Source organism: Brevundimonas sp. 2YAF1 (assembly GCF_052114745.1).
Lineage (GTDB): Bacteria > Pseudomonadota > Alphaproteobacteria > Caulobacterales > Caulobacteraceae > Brevundimonas.
In genome coordinates this window covers 143,222-163,488 of sequence record NZ_JBFRFI010000004.1, presented here as the reverse complement: position 1 = coordinate 163,488, position 20,267 = coordinate 143,222, and the positions used below count along the sequence as shown (strand labels likewise).

General features: G+C 67.9%; 22 protein-coding genes. 20 read left to right on the top strand and 2 right to left on the bottom strand.

Annotation, left to right across the window (positions count from 1 at the left end):
* From AB4Y68_RS07675 to ssb, 15 genes are all read left to right on the top strand, one after another.
* Positions 1–510, top strand: coding sequence for a GNAT family N-acetyltransferase (locus tag AB4Y68_RS07675; protein WP_441454921.1), 510 nt, complete (start codon positions 1–3; stop codon positions 508–510).
* Between the two features lie 49 nt (positions 511–559).
* Positions 560–1,138 carry a DUF1285 domain-containing protein gene (locus tag AB4Y68_RS07670; protein ID WP_441454920.1) on the top strand — a complete coding sequence of 193 codons (579 nt, stop codon included), beginning with the start codon at positions 560–562 and terminating at the stop codon, positions 1,136–1,138.
* Positions 1,135–1,797: a CoA pyrophosphatase gene (locus AB4Y68_RS07665; RefSeq protein ID WP_441454919.1), complete on the top strand. Its 663-nt coding sequence runs from the start codon at positions 1,135–1,137 to the stop codon at positions 1,795–1,797. Before AB4Y68_RS07670 ends, AB4Y68_RS07665 begins: the two co-directional genes overlap by 4 nt.
* Entirely contained in the window at positions 1,794–3,017 is a 1,224-nt protein-coding gene (locus AB4Y68_RS07660) for a CCA tRNA nucleotidyltransferase (RefSeq protein ID WP_441454918.1), read from the top strand. The genes AB4Y68_RS07665 and AB4Y68_RS07660 overlap by 4 nt, the downstream gene beginning before the upstream one ends.
* Positions 3,018–3,366: 349 nt before the next feature.
* Entirely contained in the window at positions 3,367–4,866 is a 1,500-nt protein-coding gene (locus tag AB4Y68_RS07655; RefSeq protein ID WP_441454917.1) for a DUF2793 domain-containing protein, read from the top strand.
* A gap of 5 nt (positions 4,867–4,871) precedes the next feature.
* Complete coding sequence (locus tag AB4Y68_RS07650; RefSeq protein ID WP_441454916.1) at positions 4,872–5,027, top strand: hypothetical protein; 156 nt, start codon at positions 4,872–4,874, stop codon at positions 5,025–5,027.
* Positions 5,024–5,281, top strand: a complete 258-nt coding sequence (locus tag AB4Y68_RS07645; RefSeq protein ID WP_441454915.1) for a hypothetical protein — start codon at positions 5,024–5,026, stop codon at positions 5,279–5,281. The genes AB4Y68_RS07650 and AB4Y68_RS07645 overlap by 4 nt, the downstream gene beginning before the upstream one ends.
* The gene (locus AB4Y68_RS07640) at positions 5,278–5,661 is read left to right on the top strand and encodes a M15 family metallopeptidase (RefSeq protein ID WP_441454914.1); all 384 of its coding nucleotides are present in this window, start codon (positions 5,278–5,280) and stop codon (positions 5,659–5,661) included. Before AB4Y68_RS07645 ends, AB4Y68_RS07640 begins: the two co-directional genes overlap by 4 nt.
* A gap of 346 nt (positions 5,662–6,007) precedes the next feature.
* Positions 6,008–6,772 (top strand): flagellin, encoded by a 765-nt coding sequence (locus AB4Y68_RS07635; protein WP_441454913.1) that lies wholly within the window; start codon positions 6,008–6,010, stop codon positions 6,770–6,772.
* An 87-nt stretch (positions 6,773–6,859) separates the two neighbouring features.
* Positions 6,860–7,129: a flagellar protein FlaG gene (locus AB4Y68_RS07630; RefSeq protein ID WP_441454912.1), complete on the top strand. Its 270-nt coding sequence runs from the start codon at positions 6,860–6,862 to the stop codon at positions 7,127–7,129.
* A gap of 130 nt (positions 7,130–7,259) precedes the next feature.
* Entirely contained in the window at positions 7,260–8,087 is an 828-nt protein-coding gene (locus tag AB4Y68_RS07625) for a flagellin (RefSeq protein WP_441454911.1), read from the top strand.
* Positions 8,088–8,332: 245 nt separating this feature from the next.
* Entirely contained in the window at positions 8,333–11,020 is a 2,688-nt protein-coding gene (locus AB4Y68_RS07620) for a transcriptional regulator (RefSeq protein ID WP_441454910.1), read from the top strand.
* 78 nt (positions 11,021–11,098) lie between these two features.
* Positions 11,099–11,773 (top strand): hypothetical protein, encoded by a 675-nt coding sequence (locus tag AB4Y68_RS07615; protein ID WP_441454909.1) that lies wholly within the window; start codon positions 11,099–11,101, stop codon positions 11,771–11,773.
* Positions 11,770–12,201, top strand: a complete 432-nt coding sequence (locus tag AB4Y68_RS07610; protein WP_441454908.1) for a hypothetical protein — start codon at positions 11,770–11,772, stop codon at positions 12,199–12,201. Before AB4Y68_RS07615 ends, AB4Y68_RS07610 begins: the two co-directional genes overlap by 4 nt.
* 90 nt (positions 12,202–12,291) lie before the next feature.
* Positions 12,292–12,795 (top strand): single-stranded DNA-binding protein, encoded by a 504-nt coding sequence (gene ssb / locus AB4Y68_RS07605; RefSeq protein WP_441454907.1) that lies wholly within the window; start codon positions 12,292–12,294, stop codon positions 12,793–12,795.
* A 235-nt stretch (positions 12,796–13,030) separates the two neighbouring features.
* Here the strand turns inward: ssb and AB4Y68_RS07600 are convergent, their stop codons facing one another.
* Positions 13,031–13,603, bottom strand: coding sequence for a nucleoside 2-deoxyribosyltransferase domain-containing protein (locus AB4Y68_RS07600; RefSeq protein ID WP_441454906.1), 573 nt, complete (start codon positions 13,601–13,603; stop codon positions 13,031–13,033).
* Positions 13,604–13,746: 143 nt separating this feature from the next.
* On the opposite strand from AB4Y68_RS07600, the gene AB4Y68_RS07595 reads away from it, so the two are divergent.
* On the top strand, positions 13,747–14,646 hold the full coding sequence (locus tag AB4Y68_RS07595; protein ID WP_441454905.1) for a DMT family transporter: 900 nt from the start codon (positions 13,747–13,749) through the stop codon (positions 14,644–14,646).
* A 9-nt stretch (positions 14,647–14,655) separates the two neighbouring features.
* Here the strand turns inward: AB4Y68_RS07595 and AB4Y68_RS07590 are convergent, their stop codons facing one another.
* Positions 14,656–15,183, bottom strand: a complete 528-nt coding sequence (locus AB4Y68_RS07590) for a superoxide dismutase family protein (protein ID WP_441455009.1) — start codon at positions 15,181–15,183, stop codon at positions 14,656–14,658.
* Positions 15,184–15,408: 225 nt separating this feature from the next.
* Here AB4Y68_RS07590 and gyrA point away from each other — a divergent pair, with 225 nt between their 5' ends.
* The 4 genes from gyrA to coaD all read left to right on the top strand — a co-directional run bounded on the left by gyrA (position 15,409) and on the right by coaD (position 20,256).
* Positions 15,409–18,174 carry a DNA gyrase subunit A gene (gene gyrA / locus AB4Y68_RS07585; protein ID WP_441454904.1) on the top strand — a complete coding sequence of 922 codons (2,766 nt, stop codon included), beginning with the start codon at positions 15,409–15,411 and terminating at the stop codon, positions 18,172–18,174.
* A gap of 143 nt (positions 18,175–18,317) precedes the next feature.
* A complete protein-coding gene (locus AB4Y68_RS07580; protein ID WP_441454903.1) occupies positions 18,318–19,118 on the top strand; it encodes an aminotransferase class IV family protein in 801 nt (266 codons plus the stop codon).
* 62 nt (positions 19,119–19,180) lie between these two features.
* Positions 19,181–19,660, top strand: coding sequence for a hypothetical protein (locus AB4Y68_RS07575; protein WP_441454902.1), 480 nt, complete (start codon positions 19,181–19,183; stop codon positions 19,658–19,660).
* A 113-nt stretch (positions 19,661–19,773) separates the two neighbouring features.
* The gene (gene coaD, locus AB4Y68_RS07570) at positions 19,774–20,256 is read left to right on the top strand and encodes a pantetheine-phosphate adenylyltransferase (RefSeq protein ID WP_441454901.1); all 483 of its coding nucleotides are present in this window, start codon (positions 19,774–19,776) and stop codon (positions 20,254–20,256) included.
* Positions 20,257–20,267 lie beyond the last annotated feature (11 nt).

Genomic DNA, 20,267 nt, shown 5'->3' with positions numbered 1-20,267 from the left:
ATGAATGCTGTCGCCGCCCCAGTATCTGCTGAATCCGTAACGCCAGTCCGCATCGTGCGAGAACGATCGGGCGACGCCGCGGCCGTCGACGCCCTGGTGCTGGCGGCCTTTGGTCCTGGCCGCTTCGCCAAGACAGCCGAGCGTCTGCGCGAGGCGGCGGCCCTGGCGGCGGGCTTCTGCGCCTTTGAAGGCGAGCGCCTGATCGGCTCGGTGCGGCTGTGGTCGATCACGGTGGGCGAAGCGCGATCCGTCTTTCTGGGGCCGATCGCCGTGGACGCCTCCAGCCGTCGCGGCGGACTGGGCGCGGAACTGGTGCAGGCCTGCATCGAAGAGGCGAAGGCGATGAAGCTGGACGGCGTGCTGCTGGTCGGTGATCCGCCCTATTTCTCGCGCTTCGGCTTCCTGCCGGCACCCTACGCCGTCCTCGCGGGACCGGTGGATCGCCGGCGCGTAATGTGGCTGCCGATCACAGAGGTTGAACCGGTCGGCGCGGTCCATCCCGTCGCCTGAGGGCCTGTCCGGCCTTCCTTTGCCGGTCGGCGCGCCCCATAGTTCGCTTATGACGAACCCCGCGACATCGTCCGGCCTGTCCGGCGTCGCCGAGGCCGCCCGCCAGGCGCCGGGCCGCGGCTTGCCGCCGGTCCATCTGTGGCATCCCGAACATTGCGGCGACATCGACATCTTGATCCGCGCCGACGGCGTGTGGATGCACGAGGGCTCGCCCATCGGCCGGCCCGCCCTGGTGCGGCTGTTCTCGACGGTGCTGAGGAAGGACCTGGACGGCTATCATCTGGTCACGCCGGCGGAAAAGCTGAAAATCCGGGTCGAGGACCTGCCATTCCGCGCCGTGACCATGCAGGCGGCGGACGGCGTGCTGAGCTTCACGACCGATGTCGGCGACAAGGTCGAGGCGGGGGCGGAGCATCCCATTGTCGTTGAAACGGATGCCGTGACCGGTGAGCCGGCGCCGCGCGTCCATGTGCGGGCCGACCTGTGGGCGCGGATCGCCCGTCCGGTCTTCTATGAGATGGTCGAACGGGCCGAGGCGGTGGAAGGGGGGCTGGTTGTCCGATCCGGCGACGCGATCTTCGCCTTGGGACCGCCCGGACTTGGGTTAGAAGCGGCGGGGCTGGAATGAGCTGCGACAGTCTGAGGAAACGACTGGAGGGCCGTCTGGACCCGGTGGCGTCGTGGACGCCCGAACGGACGGCGATCCGGTCGGATTACGACCTGAACCCCAGCGCGGCCCGACCGGCGCGTGAGTTGCGGCCCGCCGCCGTCCTTGTGCCGATCATCGTCCACGCCGACGGGCCGACCGTGCTGATGACGCGGCGCTCGGACAGTCTGGCCAGCCATACCGGCCAGATCGCCTTTCCCGGCGGACGATTGGACCCCGGCGAGACGGCGGGACAGGCGGCGCTGCGCGAGGCGTTCGAGGAGGTGGCTCTGGACCCCGGCGTCGTGGAACTGCTGGGGCTGGGCGATCCCTATGAGACGGGGACCGGGTTTCTGGTCACCCCGGTGGTCGGCTGGCTGACGGCCCCGCCGCTGGTCGCGCCCTCGCCGGATGAAGTCGCCGAGGTGTTCGAGGTGCCGTGGGACTTCCTGATGGACCCGGTCAATCACCGTCGCGACTATTACGACCCCGAAGGCGGCGCGCGGCGTTGGTTCTGGGCCATGCCGTTCGAGGAGCGCTACATCTGGGGCGTGACAGCGGGGATTTTGAAGGGGTTGTTCGGACGGTTGTACGGCGACGAGACCGAGCCGCTGTCGGCGGCGGCCGAGGACGCGGCGTGAGCCATCCTTTGCAGGGGCGGGGGCTGGAAGGACAGGCCTGGCTGACAGCCTCGGCGACCCGCGCGGTCATGGCGGCGCTGGCGGCGGCGGGCGGGCCGGACTGCGCCCGCTTCGTGGGCGGCTGCGTGCGCAACGCCCTGATCGGCGCGCCCATCGACGACATCGACATCGCCACGACGCTGACGCCTGAGGCGGTGGTCGCGGCGTTGAAGGCGGCGGGGTTGCGCTCGGTTCCGACCGGGATCGAGCACGGCACGGTGACGGCGATTTCAGAGCGTCAGCCGTTTGAGATCACCACATTACGCCGGGACGTCTCGACCGACGGACGCCGCGCCACGGTGGCCTTCACCACGGACTGGGCCGAGGATGCGGCGCGGCGCGATTTCCGCCTGAACGCCCTCTATGCCAACGCGGACGGCGTCATTCTGGACCCGACGCGACAGGGGCTCGACGACGCCATGGCGGGGCGGATCGTCTTTGTCGGCGAACCGGAGGGGCGCATCCGCGAGGACTATCTGCGCATCCTGCGCTTCTATCGCTTCTACGCCTGGTACGGCCGGGGTGCGCCCGATGCGGCGGCGGTCGCGGCCTGTGCGGCCCTGGCCGAGGGCGTCGAACGCCTGTCGGCCGAGCGGGTGTCCAAGGAACTGCTCAAGCTGCTGGCCGCGCCCGATCCGCGTCCGGCGGTGCGGTTGATGGCCGAGGCGGGGGTGTTGGGGCGGGTATTGCCCGAACCTGCCGACCTGACGCTGCTCGAAGCCATGACGGGTCTGAGTGGCGATCCGGTTTTGCGCCTGTCGGCGCTGCTGCCCGCCGATCCGACGAAGGTGGCGGAAGTCGCCCGAGGACTGCGCCTGTCCAATGCCCAGCGCGACCGTCTGGTCGAAGCCGTGGCCGGAGACGCCCCGACGACGCTGACGGATCCGCAGGCGCGGGCGGCGATCTATCGCGACGGGCTTCAGGCCTTTGAAGACCGGGTCATGCGGGCCTGGGCGGCGGGCGGGGATGAAGCCGGGGCGCGGCGTCTTCTGGCCTCGGCTAGGGACTGGACGCGGCCGTCTCTGCCTGTCGGCGGGCGCGATCTGGCGGGGCTGGGGCTGACGCCGGGGCCGGAGACGGGACGGCTGCTCAAGGCCTTTGAGGACGGCTGGATCGCGGACGACTTCCCCGACCACGGTCACGAAGAGCGGCTCAGGGCGCTGTTGTCGCCGCCAGCGTAAACCGCGGATGACCGGGCGATGATCCGAGCCGGCCTTGCGGTCCGGTTTCGTTCCAGCAGGGCCAGATCGGGCGAGCGCCGGACCCGATCGATGGTCATGCCTGCGGGGGCAGGCAGGGCCGAGAGGCAGGCGCCGCGCCGGGAGCGGGCGCACGACGCGGATCGCCGCTTGGCGATATCCGAGCGGGGCGTCGTCTGTCGACGGCTCTGCGAGCCCGACACGAAACCTCGCGCGCAACCGGACGGGCCAATCCCGGGGATTTGCCGGGTTTGCCGCGCGCCGCCCGCCTTCAACACGCCGGGGCGCCGGGCCTGAGCAGACTGATCCTCCAACCTTTGGAGATCATTCGATGAGCGACGACGCCAGCGCGCGGCTGGGCCTGCCCTATCTGGCGGCGGGACAATTGCAGAAACATGTGACGCTGAACGAGGCGCTGACGCGCCTGGACGCCCTTACCCAGACGGCGGTCGTCAGCCGCACGACCGTCGCCGAACCCCCCGCGCCTGCTGACGGCGCCCTTTATATCCTGCCGTCCAAGGCGACGGGCACGCACTGGGGCGGGCGACCGGCGGGAAGTCTTATGCGCGCCGAAACGGGCGGGTGGGTCGTCGTGGCGGCCCCCGACGGCGTGCTGGCGGTGGTGCTGGACAGCGAGGAGGTGCTCGTGCGCCGGGGCGGAGCCTGGGCCCCCCTGTCTTCCGGCGCGACCGCGCCGGTCACGGCCCTGCAGAACCTGACCCGGCTGGGCGTGAACACCGAGGCCGACGCGACGAACGTGGTGGCTGCCCGGCTGAACAAGGCGCTTTGGACGGCGCTGGAAAGTGAGAGCGGCGGCGACGGCGACCTGCGCTTCACCTTTAACAAGCAAGGGGCGAGCCGTGTTCTATCCCTGCTGTTCCAGAGCGGATGGGGCGGGCGGGCCGAATTGGGCCTGGTCGGCGACGACGACCTGAGGCTCAAGGTCAGCGCCGACGGCGCGACGTGGCGCGACGCCTTCTCCGTGGACCGGACCACGGGGCGAATGACCTTCGCGCGCGGGGTGGCCCGAAGGGAGACCACGGTCCTGACGACCAGCGGAACCTGGACGCCGCCTGCCTGGGCGCGCTGGGTCGAGGCGGTTTGCGTGGGGGGCGGCGGCGGCGGCGGTTCAGGCGGGACGGGCTCCCTGGGAACTGCGCGTTTCGGCGGCGGAGGCGGCGGCGCGGGCGGCGTCTCCCGCGGGCGTTGGCCGGTCGACGGCCTGACGGGCGGCCTTGTCGTGGCGGTCGGGGGCGGCGGCGCGATGGGAACCGGCGTCGGCGGGGCCGGCGGCGGGGGGGCGTCGAGCACAGTGTCGCTGGGCGGCGCGACGATCCTGACGGGCGAGGGCGGCAAGGGCGGGAACGGCGGGGGGGCGTCGTCCGGGCTGGGCGGCGCGGGCGGCGCCGGGCTGGTCCGTTCCAATGCGGGCGGAGATTCTTCCAGCGTGGCCGTCGGCGAGGCGGGACAGGCGCTCAACCGGCCCGACGGTCCGGGCGGCGGCGGAGCGGGCGGGGGAATCACCCCGACCAACGCCCCGTTCAGCGGCGGTTCCGGAGGCGACGGCGCGGCCCTGCATGTGCGCGCCGCGGGCGGCCTGGGGCGCGCGACGGCTGGCCTGTCGGGACAGGCGTCGCCCGTGGCGGCGCTGTCCTGGGCGGGCGGCGGCGGCGGAGGCGGCGGCGGCGGCGATACCTTCGGCGCCGGCTCTGCGGGCGGGGCTGGCGGCCTGTACGGCGGAGGCGGCGGAGGCGGAGGCGCAGCCTTTTCGGCCTCGGGCGTCGGCGGCGCGGGCGGAGCCGGCGTCGTCTGGCTGACGGCGATCGGATGAACGCCATGACGCGATATTTCGACCGGATCGTTGAGGCGGAGCTGCTCGACATGGAGGTCTGGAGCGCGCCCGAGCGCCTGACCCCGGATGACTGTTTCGACCAGTTGGGCGCGGACTGGCGCAGGCCGACCGCCCCGCAGGATCAGGAGGAGGAAGGATGAGCGATACGAGCTTGGCCGAAGGCCGCTGGCTGTGGCGGCGGCTGTATGTTTTCGTCGCCAGCGCGGCGCTGTGGTTGTTGCTGGCGAGGGCGGTGGGACGCACGGCGCCGGCCGACCTGCCGCGCGTGGCGGATGGCCTGATGGGGCTGATCGCCCTGATGCTGGTCCTCTATCTGGTGGCGCCGACGGCCCAGCAGATGATCGCCATGCTGGCCAACCTGCACCTGCGCCTGGCGACGCGAGGGCGGCCATGACTTTCCGTCTGTCGCAGCGCTCGCGCACCCGGCTGCAGGGCGTCCATCCCGATCTGATCGCCGTGGTCGAGGAGGCGATCCGCCTGACCGATGTGGATTTCATGGTCACCGAGGGGTTGCGCGATCCGGCGCGCCAGGCGGCGCTGGTGAAGGCAGGGGCCAGCCGCACGCTGAATTCGCGGCATTTGACGGGACACGCCGTCGATGTCGCGGCGCTCATGGATGGAGAGGTGCGCTGGGACTGGCCGCTGTATGGCCGCATCGCCGCAGCCTTCAAGGCGGCGGCGCGTCAGAGGGGCACGCCCCTGACCTGGGGCGGCGACTGGACCCGGTTGCGCGACGGCCCCCATTTCGAACTGGATCGCAGAGTCTATCCATGAATCGGGCCGTTAGCTGGGTCATGACCTGCGGCGGATCATGCGAACCCTGACGCCCGCGGCATCTGGCCGGTCGTGCCGGAGCTGGCGGATCCGGAGGCCGCCTATATGCGCCGCGGCGGATTTTGCCGGGCGACCGGGCAATTTTTGCCGGTTTGGCGCGGCGAAGGCAAAAATTGCCGACCCATCCAGCATGGTTTATCAAAACTAACGACGTGAAAACAATGATTTATCGGGCCGGTGCGGGGCGGGCCGTTCTGGCCTCGTCCTTGCTCTTGGTACTGTCGAGCAGAAAGCTCCCGGCAGCCAAAATGGCGTCGGACATCGTCGAAGACAAAGGATGGCCAAAATGGCTAACAGCATCAACACGAACGCTGGCGCTCTCGTCGCTCTGCAAAACCTCAACGCGACCAGCCGTGACCTCAACGTCACGCAAAACCGCGTGAACACGGGCATGAAGGTGTCTTCGGCCAAGGACAATGGCGCTATCTTCGCCATCGCCACCAATCAGCGCGCCGAAATGGGCGCCCTGGACGCCGTCAAGCAATCGATGCAGCGCGGTCAATCGATGGTCGACGTCGCTCTGGCGGCTGGCGAGGTAGTCGTGTCGGCCCTTAGCGAAATGAAGGCGCTGGCCGTGGCGATCGAAGCCGGCGGCAGCACGGAAACCGTCGCGGCTCTGCAGGCGGACTATGACGCCATGCAGACGGAAATCGACAGCGCCCTCGCGGGTGCGAACTTCGACGGCTCGAACCTGTGGACGGCCGGCGAAAACGTCATCACTGACACCAAGGCGACCGCTTTCGCCATCGGCGGCGTCACGGCTGACGGCACCCCGGCCGGCGCGACCGCCGCTGAAGTTGAAGCGGCGATCACCGCCTTTACCGCAGACATGGCGAAGCTGGGCACTCAGTCCAAGTCGCTGGAACGCCAAGTGACCTTCACCAGCAAGATGCAGGACGCCCTGGAAGTCGGTATCGGCAATCTGGTGGACGCTGACCTGGCCAAGGAAAGCGCCAAGCTGACCGCCCTGCAAACCAAGCAACAGCTGGGCGTGCAGGCGCTGTCGATCGCGAACCAGTCGAGCTCGGTTCTGCTCGGCCTGTTCCGCTAATAAGACGTTGCCGGGGGCGGGCCGAAAGGCTCGTCCCTGTCCGCACGTCGGGAGACAGGAGGCGCGGCCTGGCCGCGCAATAGGGAAATGGCAGACAATGTCGCAAAAGTACCTGGAGTAGCCTTCATTAATCCTGACGCCCTGGGCCAGGGTGTCGAAGTTCAGCGGCCGATTCAGCACGACAACGACGCCGGACGTTACCGCCTCACCATCGAGGAGGGGCCGAACGGCTTCATCTACAAGACGCGGGATCGGATCACCGGCGAGGTCATTCGTCAATTGCCTCGCGAAGACGTCGTGAAAATGCGCCACAGCCCGGCCTATGGGCCGGGTGAGTTGATCAAGACCAGGGCCTGATCGCCAAGTGGCTTGGACCGCAGCGCCGCCGGCTTGCCGGACGGCGTCGCGTTCGTTTCTGCGCCGTTAACCATACGCTCAGGAATCAGCGACATTCTGGCGCTCAGAATTTGAACTGGGGCTAGAAGCCATGACCAACAGCGTTCTCACCAATGCCTCGGCGCTCATTGCGCTCCAGAACCTCAATTCGACCAATAACAAGCTGGCGATGACCCAGAACCGGGTGAACACCGGCCTGAAGGTCCAGGGCGCCAAGGACAACGCCGCGACATGGGCGATCGCCCAGAACCAGCGGGCGGACACCGGCGCTCTTGAAGCCGTCAAGACCAGCATGAACCGGGCGACGTCGTTGGCCGACGTGTCGCTGGCGGCGGGCGAGCAGATCTCGGACCTGCTGATCGAGCTGCGTCAGAAGGCGACGTCGGCCGCGGATCCGTCCGCCTCGGCCGCCTCGCGCAAGGCCTACGACGATGAGTTCCAGTCGCTGCTGAAGTCGCTTGATTCCTTCGCCAAGAACGCCACCTTCGACGGCGAGAACATTCTAGACGGCGCCAGCGCCACGCCTCTGGATTTCCTAGCTAACGTCGCCGCCACTGAAACCATCACCATGAACCGGCAGAACTTGTCTCTGGCTGGTCTGGGTCTGGGCGGCACTCTCGATCTGACCAGCGCCGCCAACGCCGAAACGGCGCGTGCGCTCGTTGTGACGGCGCTGGACACCGCCAGCGCCAGCCTGGCCGAACTGGGCGCCCAGGCCAAGCAGATCGAGAAACACACCACCTTCGTCGGCAAGCTGATGGATTCGCTGGAAGTCGGCATCGGCAACCTGGTGGACGCGGACATGGCGCGAGAAAGCGCCCGTCTGCAGGCGCTTCAGGTGCAGCAGCAGCTTAGCGCCCAGGCGCTGTCGATCGCCAACCAGGCGCCGCAGATCATCCTGTCCCTGTTCAAGGGCTGATCTATCTGAACTGGCGGGACGCGCCGTGCCCGAGTGAGATCGGGGGCGGCCCGCGTCGGCTGGGGCGTGGCATCAGCCCATACAGGCTGGCCAGTCTCAGGATCATCCAACGCAGATACGACATGGGCTCATACCCCTTGCCAGTGACCGGCGGATAACGTCGATCAACCGTCGCCGTTCCGGGGTGATCTTAAACAGTTCGTTACCGAGCGTACGGCACACTTCCGGCGGGAGCGCATCAGCCTGTGATCAACAACAGCTATCTTCTCGGAATGTACGGGCTGGCGCCGACGACCTCGGGTTCGTCGGGCGCGGCCTCGACCGTGAAGAAGCAGCCGACCGCGCCGTGGAACGCCTCGGTCAAGCCGCAGGCCCAGTCCGACCTGCTGCGCACAGCCCTAAGCGGACGACGCTTCATCAATGAAGCGACGACGTCGCTGGATATGCAGAGCGTCTCGTCGGGCGATTATCGCAAGATTTTCGCCATGTATCAGGGGCTTTCCATGCTGGAGGCCATCACCCAGCGCGCGGGTCAACGCGGCGTCAGCGCGTTGGAAAACGGTCAGCTTTCCAAACATTTCGATGCGGGCATGGCGGAACTGTCCGCCTTTCTTCGAGACTCGACATTTGACGGGCTGCGGATGGTCGAGGGGGTCTCGGCGACCAAGGCGCAGACGGGGGCCGGCGTCGCCCGCGACTCGGCGAAATACATCACCGGAGCGATTCATACCGGGGCCGTGACCGACGCGGTCGCCGCCTTCCAGGGCGACGTGCAGTTCAACATTACCGTGAAGTCGGTCGCCGGCGTCCAGACCATCGCCATCGACCTGGACGATATGGGGACCGAGCCGCGTACGCTTCAGTCGGTTGTGGCGCACATCAACGGCAGGCTGGAGGCGGCAGGGGTCCAGACCCGCATGAGCCGCGAATTGCTGCCGTCCGAACCCCGCGTCATCAAGGCCGGCGACAAGACCATCACCTTGCCCGCCGGCGCCGACAAATGGGCGTTGAGCGTTCAGGGCGTTTCGGCCGAGACCGTCAGCTTCGCGCCCGTGGCGTCGGCCGACGCCGTCTATGTGGTGCAGGGCGTAGGAAACGCCGGCGGTCATAATGTGCTGAAATTCCAGGAAGGCGCTGCCAATGCAACGGGCGCGGCCTTCTGGGTGGATGGGCAAATCGGGCAGTCATCCTTGCCGGACGGCGTTGAAATCGTCCGTGCCAGCGCTGTCGGTCCCGACGGCTCGATGTGGATTGTCGCCGACGTCAGCGCGGGGAACTCGACCCAGCCGATCAAGGGCCAGGGCGACGTCGTGCTGATGAAGCTGGATTCGGCCGGACAGGTGGTGATCAGCCGCGCGCTGGGCGCCGCGTCGACCGCCAGCGGCTACGCCATTTCCGTGGGCGCTGACGGCCGCGTGGCCGTGGCGGGCTCGGTCATCGGCGCGCTCGAGCCCGGCGCCGCGGGCGCCGCCGCCAATCTGGCCGACAGTTTCGTGACCGTGTTCGACGCCAAGGGCGTGGAGCAGTGGACCCAGCGCCGTGGCGCTAAGGCGGCGGACGAGGCGACGGCGGTGTCGTTCGGCGCTGACGGCCGCGTCTATGTCGCCGGACGTTCGCAGTCCGCCATGCCGGGCGCGATCGCCACGGGCGGCTGGGACGGCTACGTTCAGGCCTTCAGCGAAACGCAGGTTCACAGCCTGGCGCCGATCACGGCGACCGCCAGCGGCGTCACCCAGTTCGGCACGGCAGGCGACGACAACGTCCAGGCCATGACCGTCGACGGCGACAAGCTCTTTACAGCCGGGATCGAGAACGGCCGCATGGTCGTGCGCCGCTTCCAGATCGACGCGACGGGCGCGCCGACGTTGTTGTCCACCCGCGATCTGGGTTCGGCGGGCAGCGGTGAAATCAGCGGACTGTCCGTTGTGAACGGCCAGGTAGTCGTCGCCGGCGCCACGCGTAATCAGGCGCTGGATATCGGTCAGGTCAACAACGCCCATGCCGGGGGCTTTGACGCCTTCGTCGCGGTGATCTCCGATGGTCTGACGGCCTCGGCGAACGACCGGTTGACCTATTATGGCGGGGCGGGCGACGATTCCGCCGCCGACGTGAAGATCGTGGACGGCAAGGTTTGGCTGACCGGGGTCTCGGACCGCGCCATCGGCGCCAAGCCGGAGGACCCGACCTCGGGCTATCTGGCGCGTCTCGACCCGTTAACCGGCGCGGTGGAGTGGGAGCAGATCTGGTCGGGCGCCAACGGTCAGGCCGCGCCCATGACCATCGCCGTTGCGGCGGGCGGGGCCAGCGTGCTGGACCGCTTGGGTCTGCCGCAGGGCGAGATTCCGCATGCCGATTCCAAGAAGCTGATCGATGTGACGGCGCTGCGGACCGGTGACCGCTTCTATGTGACGTCGTCCAGCGGCCGCTCCGTCGCCGTGACCATCGACGCCAAGGAAACCCTGCAGACCCTGGCGCGCAAGATCGAGACGGCCTCGGGCCGATCCCTCAAGGTCACGGTCAAGACGGACAAGGACTACGCCACCGGCATGGATGGCGACGCCAAGGTCACGTCGGGCGGCGTTCAGCGCCTGTCCATCGCCTTTGCCGACGGCCGCGACGGCGCCGTGCTGCGGGCGGGCGAGGCGGGGCGCGACGCCCTGGCGGCCCTGGGCCTGACCCCAGGCTATATCGGCCCCAAGAGCAGCGACCTGAAGACCTTTGGCCTGGACCTGCCCACGACGCTGAATCTGCGCGACGCCGATGCGGTCAAGCGGGCAAATGACAAGCTGGGTGCGGCCATCGTCACGCTGCGGAGCGCCTACAGGTCGTTGGCGCCGAAGAGCGCGACGCACGCGGTCACGGGCGAGGCTCCCGCCTATCTCAAGGCGCAGTTGGCCAACTATCAGGCCGCGCTCGCACGACTCACAGGCTGAGCGAGAGGAACCGCGCTTTAGGTTGACGCGTGGCGCGTCGCCGGGGTTATTGGGGCCATCATTGGCGTTGAGTCCCGCATGGCCCTTCCTAAAGACAATCGTACAGTCCTGATCGTCGGGGGCGGCCTGGCCGTCGTCGCGGCCGTGGCGGCCGCCCTGGTGTTCAGCGGCGGACGAGGCAAGCCGACCGAGCCGCCGCCGGCGTCGCAAGGCGGTCTGACCATCGATCTGGCCGAGGCGCCGTCGCTGGAGCCGGCGCGCGAGCTGCGTTGTTTCGTCAATGGCCAGTTTGTCGGACAGGCCACCCTGGCGGACTGCGCCCAGCGCAACGGCGTCGCCACCAGCGCTCTGGACGTAGGGCTGGACGCCACCGGCGCCCTGGCCGCTGCGCCGACCGCCGCCTTCGCGCCGCCGCCCCAGCTTCCGGCCAATCCGGCGGTCGAGCCCGCGCCGACCGATCATGGGACCGAGGTCGTGGAATCCGGCCGCCCGGCGCCGGCCGCCGCCACGGCCTGCCTGCGTCATACGGGATCGGAGTGGCGGTCGATCGGCAACGGCATGAGCATGGGCGCCTGTGTTCAGGCCCTTTACGCCGGGACATGCCTGCGTCCGGGTGAGGCCGAGTATGGACGCTGGGGCGACACGAGCCTGCGTCTGGTCCCGCGTCGGGTCGAACAATCGAGCGACAACAGCCGCTTCCGCACCCTGGCCCAACAGGACCGCAACTGTCAGTTCCCGGAGCTGGGCCGATGAGCCGCAAGACCGTCGCTTCCGCCGTCGCCCTGGGCCTTGTGGGCCTGACCGTCGCCGCCTGCAGTCCGAAGGCCGTCCAGGCCCCGCGCGACGAGGGCGTCTGCTATCATGTCATCCCGGCCGAGGACGGCAAGTCCGCCCCCCAGATGAACGTCGTCGCCCGCGATCAGCCACAGATCGAATTCTGCGCCGCCCGACTTGAAGAAATGCGCCTGCGCTTCCTGCGCCTGGGCGGCAACAACCGCGACATGATCGGCGCCTATCAGGGGCAGTTCATCTTCATTGACCGGGGCGGGGTGGCCTTTGGCAAGACCCTGACGGGGCAGCGCTTCTTCGCCTTGACGCGGACCGGCGACGGCCGCCTGGCCATTCCAGGCGCCATCCAGCGCGAGATCGACGGTCGCCCCGTCGCCGTCGCCCCCAAATAGAATTCTCGCCCGCTCGGGCGTGAACAAAACTGGAACATTCCGTCGGGATCCGCTAGGGATCGGCGGCAAGAACATAAAAGGACATCGGTCATGGCGGGCAGCGTCAACAAGGTCATCCTCATCGGCAACCTGGGCAAGGACCCGGAAATCCGCACGCTGAACAGCGGGGATCGGGTCGCCAACCTGCGTATCGCGACCTCGGAACAGTGGCGTGACAAGGCCACCGGCGAGCGCAAGGAAAAGACCGAATGGCACGCGGTCGTCATCTTCAACGAGAACATCGTCAAGGTGGCCGAAAACTATCTGAAGAAGGGCTCGACCGTTTACATCGAGGGCTCGCTGCAGACCCGCAAGTACACTGACGCCCAGGGCGTCGAGAAGTACTCCACCGAGATCGTGCTGCAACGCTTCAACGGCCAGCTGACCATGCTGGGCGGCCGTAACGACAGCCAGGGCAACAACCAGGGCGGCGGCTATGGCAGCGGTGGCGGTCGCAACGACGACGACTACTCCTCGGGCTTCTCGACCGGCGGCGCCAACAAGCCCTCGGGTCCCAAGGAAAGCTACGACCTGAACGACGACATTCCGTTCTAAGGTCCGTTCGACCCAACGATCAGGCCGCGTCTTCCGAAGGGAGGGCGCGGCCTTTTTCTTGGCCACGGCGCCTTGGGGGCGCAGGATCGTCATGCTCCGCTCATCCCGGCGGACGCCGGGATCCAGTCCTTTGGCTCAGACTTGAGCCGTATGCCGACGTGGCGCGGGGGGCTCTCACTGGGTCCCGGCGTCCGCCGGGATGAGCGGTTGGGGGGAAGCCTCGGGCCAGTCTCGGTCAGCGGGCGAAGCGGCCCCGCGCGGCGGCGGCGCTCAGAGCCTGGCGGACGGCGGCGGTCAGTTCGGTCAGGGTCTGGACCTGTTTGACGCCGTAGGCCTGGGCCGTGATGTCGACGTTGCCCTTGCGCCAGAAGCCGTCGGGGGCCAGCACGATCAGCTTTCCGCCGCGCGCGTGCAGGCCCATTTCCAGCAGGCTGATGGGGCTTTGGGTGCCGGGCGCGAAATACATGACGATGACGTCTGCGGATTCCAGCGCGGCCAGTTCCCATTCGACCTGACGGTGGAACTCGGGTTCGTCCGCCTCGGGGCGCCAGTTCGGGTTCCAGTCGGGGCGGCGGGGGTTAAGGATCACCACGTCCATGTCGGCCAGGGCCGAGGTCATCGCCGCCTGCCAGTCGGGCGCGCCGCCCATATCGATACTGCCGCCCAGGAAGACCCGCGGGCGGCTGTCGTCGATGGGCAGGGGCTGGGGCGAGACCACGGCGGTCGGTCCCTTGGCGCTCTGCGCCAGCGCGGGCGCGGCGCTCAGGGCGGCGACGGTCATCATCAGGGCGGCCAGCGTGCGGTTCATCGATCCTGCCTCGTTTCGCGAAGTGGCGGGGGCATAGCATCCCGTCGCGCACAGGGCAGGGCGCCAGGGTGGAAATGGGGATGGAAAAGAGCGGTCATCGAACGTGACGGGCCTTTCGCGCCCGCCTGTGGCATCAGGTCGCGGTGTCCAGCCAACGTCATTCCCCGCTCAGCCTGCTCGAGATCGGCGCCATCATCGCGGTGATGCTGATCTGGGGCGTGAACAACGCCGCCGCCAAGGTCGCGACCGAGGTCATGCCGCCGCTGATGGTGGGAGCCTTGCGCTTCGCCATCGCCGCCGCCTGCCTAGTCTGGTTCGTGCGGCCGCCCTTCCCGAACTGGAAGAGTCTGCTGATCATCGCCGTGGTGGGCGGTCCGATCCACTATGGGCTGATCTATCTGGCCTTCTGGCTGGCTCATGACGTCAGCCCGGTGACGGTCTCGACCCAGTTGTGGATTCCGCTGACCTCGCTGTTCGCCTTCCTGATGCTGGGCGAGCGGATCTCCCGGGTGGCGACAATCGGACTGGTCATCGCCTTTGTCGGTGTGGCTTGGATGACGCTGGACCCCCACGCCTTGCAGGACTGGAAAGCCATCATGGTGGGCGCCGCCGGCGCCTCGGCCTGGGCGCTGACGACGGTGATCGCGCGGCGCACCACCTCCATACCGCCGCTGAAGATGCAGGGGCTCTTGGCCCTGATGGCCTTCCCGGCCCTGACGCTCGGGTCGGCCCTGTTTGAGACGGGTCAGTGGGAGGCCGCGCAGGTCGCGCCGCCTCTGGTCTGGGGCACCCTGGTCTGGGCGGGGCTGATTTCGTCGGTATTTGCGACCAGTCTGGTCTTCTGGCTGGTGCAGCGGCGCGAGGCGGGGCGGGTGACGCCCTACCTGCTGGGCTCGCCGATCGTGTCCATCCTGATCGGCTGGCTGTGGATGGACGATGTGCTGACGCCGCAAATCCTGACCGGCGCCGCCATCGCCTTGGGCGGCGTCGTGGTCGTGACCTTGGCGGAGCGCGGCCTGCGCGCGGGCGCCGCCAAGGCCTGACCGTCGATCTTACTGGGCGCCGAGGACCGCGCAGGCCACGCGGTCGCCCGCACCGCCGATGGGCTGGCTGCTGTGGTCGTCGGGATTGGCGTGGATCACCAGGGCCGAACCGTCGGCGTCCCACAGCCACTGGCCGGGACCGTCCTGGCTGATGCGAGCGCGGGTGGTGAAGAACTCGCCATAGGCCGAACCGTCGGCGGCGGCGTAGAGGTTGGGCAGGTCGCCGTCGTCAGGACCTTGGGGGTTCAGCAGGCCATGCGCCTTTTTCGGGTCGCCGTGGTTGATGTGGGCGCCGGCTGAGGTGAAGGGGGCCGCGCACTGGCCCGTGGCGTGGATGTGGATGCCGTGCCAGCCGGGCGTCAGGCCCGTGGCCTCGACCTTGATCAGCAGGCCGGTGGGCCCTTGCGTCAGGGTCGCCTGGCCGATTTCGACGCCTTGGCCGTTGATGATGACGGCCTGACCCGTCTGGCCCGGCGTGGCGCGCGCCATCATGGCGGCGTGGTCCATGCCGGTCTGGCCGTGGGCGGCGTGGTCCATGGCGGCGTGGTCATGAGCCGGTCCGGGGCTTTGCGCCGAGGCGCTTGCGGCGATCAGGGAGGCCGCGACGGAGGCGGCGAGGGCGGAGACGGTCAGACGCATGGTTTTCCTGTCCTTTTGGGCATGGGGATATCACCGGCGTTTCTTTGCCACCACGGTCCCCGGATGCTAGAAACCGGAATAGCGGATCACGTTCCGATTCCGGCCATTTAAAGCCTGATTTCCTTGACCGACGACAGCTACGACAACGCCGCACCTTCGGCGCCCGGCGACATCTCCATCATCACGATCGAGGACGAGCTGAAACGCTCCTACCTCGACTACGCCATGAGCGTGATCGTCAGCCGCGCCCTGCCTGACGCGCGCGACGGTCTGAAGCCTGTTCACCGTCGCATCCTCTATTCGATGCACGACCTGAACATGACGCCCGAGCGGTCGTATTCGAAGTGCGCGCGCGTCGTCGGTGACGTGCTGGGTCGCTTCCACCCGCACGGCGACGCCTCGGTCTACATGGCCCTGGTGCGGATGGCGCAGCCCTTCTCGATGGGTCTGATGCTGGTCGACGGTCAGGGCAACTTCGGCTCGGTCGACGGCGATATGCCGGCCTCCATGCGTTACACCGAGGCCAAGATGGCCCCGGCGGCGGTGGCCTTGCTGACCGACATCGACAAGGACACGGTCGATTTCCAGCCGAACTACGACGAGAAGGAATTGGAGCCCGTCGTCCTGCCGGCGCGGATTCCGAACCTGCTGGTCAACGGCGCAGGCGGCATCGCCGTCGGCATGGCGACCAACATCCCGCCGCACAACCTGGGTGAGATCGTCGACGCGGCCGTGGCGCTGCTGGACAACCCCGACATGGGCGACGAGGCCCTGCTGGACATCGTGCCCGGCCCCGACTTCCCCACGGGCGGCGAGATCATGGGCCGCACCGCGCCGCGCAATGCGCTGCGCGACGGGCGCGGCTCGGTCATCGTGCGCGGGCGCGCCACGGTCGAGGAGATCCGCAAGGATCGCGACGCCATCGTCATCACCGAACTGCCCTATCAGGTGAACAAGCAGACCCTGATCGAGCGCATCGCCGAAATGGTGCGCGAGAAGCGTCTGGAAGGCATTTCCGACGTCCGCGACGAGTCCGACCGTCTGGGCATGCGGATCGTCATCGAGCTGAAGCGCGACGCTTCGGGCGACGTCATCCTGAACCAGCTGTTCCGCTACACGGCGCTGCAAAGCTCGTTCGGCGTCAACATGCTGGCGCTGAACCACGGCCGTCCCGAGCAGATGGGCCTGCGCAAGCTGCTGGAGCTGTTCCTCGAGTTCCGCGAAGAAGTGGTCATCCGCCGGGTCAAGTTCGAACTGGCCAAGGCCCGCGACCGCGGCCACGTCCTGGTCGGCCTGGCCGTCGCTGTCGCCAATATCGACGAAGTCATTCACATCATCCGCTCTTCGGCCGATCCGGCGGAAGCGCGCGAGCGGCTGCAGGCCAAGTCCTGGCCCGTCGGCGACATGATCGCCCTGGTCGAACTGATCGCCGATCCGCGCTCCGTGCTGATCGACGGCGACAAGCTGAACCTGACCGACGAACAGGCGCGCGCCATCCTGGCCTTGACCTTGTCGCGTCTGACCGGCCTGGGCCGTGACGACATCTTTGGCGAGGCGCGCGGCCTGGCCGACACCATCCAGGGCCATCTGACCATCCTGTCGGACCGCGCCAACGTCATCGCCATCATTCGCGAAGACCTGCTGGTGGTGAAGGGGCAGTTCGCCGTGCCGCGTCGCACCCTGATCGGGGAAGGCGACGCCGAGATGGAGGACGAGGACCTGATCCCGCGCGAGGACATGGTCGTCACCGTCACCCACGGCGGCTACGTCAAGCGTGTCGCCCTGAACGCCTATCGGACCCAGCATCGCGGCGGCAAGGGCAAGTCGGGCATGACGATGAAGGACGAGGACGCCATCACGGGCGTATTCTCGGCTTCGACCCACACGCCGGTCCTGTTCTTCGCCACGAACGGCAAGGCCTACAAGCTGAAGACCTGGCGCCTGCCGCTGGGCAACCCGCAGTCGCGCGGCAAGGCCTTCGTCAACCTGCTGCCCATCGAGCCGGGCGACAGCATCATGAACGTGCTGCCGCTGCCCGAGAACGAGTCGGAGTGGGACAACTACGACATCATGTTCGCCACCCGGTCCGGCGACGTACGGCGTAACAAGCTCAGCGACTTCGCCACGGTGAACCGCGCGGGCAAGATCGCCATGAAGCTGGAAGACGGCGACCGCATGGTCGGCGTGGCCATCTGCAACGCCGAGGACGACATCCTGCTGACGACCCGGCTGGGCCGGGCCATCCGGTTCAAGGCGGACGACGTGCGGGTGTTCAAGGGCCGGGATTCGACCGGCGTTCGCGGCATCCGTCTGCAAGCCGGCGACGAGGTCATCTCCATGGCAGTCCTGGGCCGCGTGGACGCTTCGCCGGAAGAGCGCGCCGCCTACGTCAAGCACGCCAACGCCATGCGCAAGGCGACGGGCGAGCACGAAGACGAAATCCCGGTCGAGGCCGACGATGAAGCGGTGGCCGACGCCGCCCTCAGCGTCGAACGCATCGCCGAACTGGGCGCGGCCGAGCAGTTCATCCTGACGGTCACGGAAACCGGCTTCGGCAAGCGGTCCTCGGCCTATGAGTATCGCCGCACGGGTCGCGGCGGGCAGGGGCTGACGGCCCACGGCTTGGGCGGTCGTGCCGGCACGCGTCTGGCCGCGGCCTTCCCGGTCGAGGACTCGGACGACCTGATGCTGGTCACCGATGGCGGCCAGATGATCCGCACCCCGGTCAGCCAGGTCCGCATCGTCGGCCGGTCCAGCCAGGGCGTGACCATCTTCCGCACCGGCAAGGACGAGAAGGTCGTCTCGGTCGAACGCCTGCCCGACTCGGGCGCCGATGATGACGCCGACGGCGTGGACGAAACCGCGATCGAAGAGGGCGGCGAGGGCTGAGTCTAATCCTCCGCTCATCCCGGCGGACGCCGGGATCCAGTCCTTTGGCGTCAAGTGCGGCGTCGACCAAGGGCGAACGGCGGCGCGAATTGCTCTCACTGGATCCCGGCGTCCGCCGGGATGAGCGGAGGTTTGAGGTTTGCATGACGGCTGAAATGCAGATCGACGGCCGGCCCGCCAGCGCCGCCGACCTGGGCCATTTCGCCCTGTCCAACTACGGCGCCTTCACCTCGATGCAGGTGGAGGGCGGCGGGGCGCGCGGGCTGGACCTGCATCTGGCGCGGCTGGAGGCCGAGGCGGTCGAACTGTTCGGCGTCGCCGTGCCCGAGGCCACGCTGCGCGCCCGGATGCGGCAGGCGCTGGATGGGCGTTCGGGCCGGTTCAGTCTGCGGATCAACCTCTTCTCGGACGCCGTCAGCCTGCGTGCGCCCGGCGCGATGGTCGAGCCGCGCGTTCTGACGACCTTGTCGCCGCCCGCCGCGCCGCTCACCACGCCTCTGCGTCTCCAGACTCAGGTCTATGCGCGCGAAGTCCCGCATCTGAAGCACGCCGCCACCTTCGGCCTGACCCGCGCTCGGCGTCAGGCGGTTCTGGCTGGGTTCGACGACGCCCTGTTCGTCGACGCCGACGGACGGATTTCCGAAGGTTCCATCTGGAACATCGGCTTCGTCCAGGGCGATACGGTGGTCTGGCCCGAGGCGCCGATGCTGGCGGGGACGGGGCAGGCGCTGCTGGAGCGAGGGCTGACCGACGTCGGGTTGAGGTCTGAACGACGGGGCGTGAAGCGAAGCGACCTGGCCCGGTTTGACGGCGCCTTCATCTGCAACAGCGCCACGCCCGCCTGCGCGGTCGCCTCCATTGATGCCCACGACTTTGCGGATGACCGCAGCCTGGTTCAGCGATTGGCGACAACCGCAATCAGCCAACCGCTGCAACCGCTCTAACGCGTGTAGCTTGACCCCTGTCCTGTTCGTCCCATCATCATCGCGGGCAGGGGAGAAAAACGATGAGATCGGGACTTTGGCGCGGGTTGGCCTTGGCGGCGCTGAGCCTGGCGGGATGCCGAACGGCGCCGTCGCCGCCCGTCGTGGCTGAGGCGATCACCCCCTGTCCGAAGCTGGAGGCCAATGTGGTCTTCTCCTGCTGGTGGTCGGGCGATGATCGGCCGCTGAGCCACTGCGTACTATGGAAGGACAATGCGCCCGGTTGCGGCCTCGCGCCCAAGGCAGTCGCCTATTTCAATCGCGGCGCGCCGGGACACAGGGACGAGGGGTATCGTCCGGACGGAGGCTGGATGGGCATCTCCATCTTCGAAGATGAACTGGGGCGTGTGGGGCAGCGGTCGGAGAGGTCCACAGGTGAGCGTTTCCTGAGCCACCATTCGGAATCGCCGCTGATCGTCGCGGCTCGTGAACCCTTGCCGCCGCGCTGGCCACGTTGGCCGGCGGGACTGGAAGGCGGGCCCGAACAGCGGAGACCGCAATAGGGTCGACGTGGGGGTCGGCGTTGCTCGTTCAAAACCCGGTTATGACCGCGACGCTTGACCTGTTCCGGGTCCGTCGCACCTGCTAAACCGACGCGATGATGGGGAGCGACACCATGCGGATCGGGCTTTATCCGGGCACCTTCGACCCGGTGACCAACGGTCATATGGACATCATCGGCCGGGCCGTGAAATTGGTGGACCGCCTGGTGATCGGGGTGGCCCAGAATGACGACAAGGGGCCGCTGTTCACAACGGCCGAGCGCGTCGAAATGATGAAGGCCGAGGTCGCGCGTTTCGACGCCGATATTCAGGTGCGGCCCTTTTCCAGCCTGCTGATGCATTTCGCGGAAGAGGTGGACGCCAACGTCATCGTTCGGGGGCTGCGCGCTGTCGCGGACTTTGAATACGAGTTCCAGATGACGGCGATGAACCAGCGCCTCAACAGCGACATAGAGACCGTGTTCCTGATGGCCGATCCGCGCCATCAGGCCATCGCCTCGCGGCTGGTGAAGGAGATCGCCCGTCTGGACGGCGCGATCGAAAGCTTTGTCAGCCCGGCGGTCGCCGCCCAGGTTCGCGCCAAGGTGCAGCGCTAGATTTCAGGATA